Raw genomic sequence first — 1,318 nt, forward strand, 5'->3', positions numbered from 1 at the left:
ATTTCGGAGATCTTGCGCGAGCTGGCCGAAATCTCCTGCATCGTGCCGACCACTTCCGACACCGCCGAACCGCCGCGTTCGGCCACGTCCGAAGCGCTCGCCGCCAGTTGATTGGCCTGGCGGGCGTTGTCCGCGTTCTGCTTCACGGTCGAAGCCAGTTCCTCCATCGAAGCGGCGGTCTCTTCCAGCGAGGCCGCCTGCTCTTCCGTGCGGCTGGACAGGTCGGCGTTGCCCGCCGAAATCTCGCGCGAGCCCACGTTGATTTCATCCACGCCGCGACGCACCGCCGACACCGTGCGGGTCAGGCTTTCCTGCATCCGCTTGACCGCCGCCATTAGCGTGCCGATTTCATTGGTGGACTCCACTTCGACCCGCACGGTCAGGTCGCCGGCCGCGATCTTGTCGAAGCTGTCGCTGACCGCGCGCAGAGGGCGCAGGACCACCCGGTTCATGAACAGGAAGGCGCCCAGCCACACGGCCACGATCACCGCCGCCAGCACCAGGTAGATGATCGCCATCGTCGCCGATTGCGAGCGCGCCGATCCCACCAATTCCTCGCTGAAGTCGGTGATGTTGTCCGCAAAAGCGCCCAAACGCTGCGAAAACGCCCCGCTGGCCGCGCCAGCCCTGGTGTTCTTCAGCGTCAGGTACGTGGCCGCGTCGCCCTTGTCCAGGGCCGACATCATGGATTGCAGCGCATCCGCAAACTGACTGAACGAGGATAGGAGTTCGCCTTCGGCCGATTTTCCCAGTTCCGTGGTTTTCGGAATCGCCTTGAAAGCCTCCATTTTCTTCTTGGCGTCGGCAACCAGCTGCTGCACGGTGCGCGTATTTTCGGCGGCGCCGCTCGCGTCGCCCGCGCTGCGTTGCGCAGCGGCGATATCGGCACGGATGGTGGCCCGCAGCATCTGCGTATAGGCATCCTTGATCAGGTTGGCCTGCTGGACGCTCAAGGTATCCAAGGCGTTGATTGCCTCGGTGCTGGACCGCATGCCGTTCCACCCCAGCACGATCGCGGCAAGCGCGGCCAGGGCCACCGCCAACTGCGCGAGCATGAGGCCCGTGCGAACCTTCAGATTGCTAAACATTCCATGTATTCCGGTAGTCGTCCTGGCGGCGTTCCTGCCGCCAGACCGTAAAAGGGATAGCCTTACTGCATGGTCAAAGCATTGGCGGATCGCTCCGTCAGAAAGATTCCCAATCGTCGTCCGAGGGCGGCGGCCGGCGGCTGGCTGACGGCCGGGCGGGCGCGGCATCCGTCGCGTTCGCCGTCCGACTGACCGGCCGGCGCAACGGCCGGGCCGTCGTGGCAGCCGCG

The 1,318-nt window shown here is 64.9% G+C and carries 1 protein-coding gene; it reads right to left on the reverse strand.

Annotated features, from left to right (window positions below):
- Positions 1 to 1,088, reverse strand: a 1,088-nt coding sequence (locus tag AGI3411_RS30005; protein WP_129530934.1) for a Tar ligand binding domain-containing protein, incomplete at its 3' end; no start/stop codon positions are given.
- Positions 1,089 to 1,318: the final 230 nt, after the last annotated feature.

The sequence above is a fragment of the Achromobacter agilis genome, assembly GCF_900496965.1.
In the GTDB taxonomy this organism is placed as follows: Bacteria; Pseudomonadota; Gammaproteobacteria; order Burkholderiales; family Burkholderiaceae_B; genus Achromobacter; species Achromobacter agilis.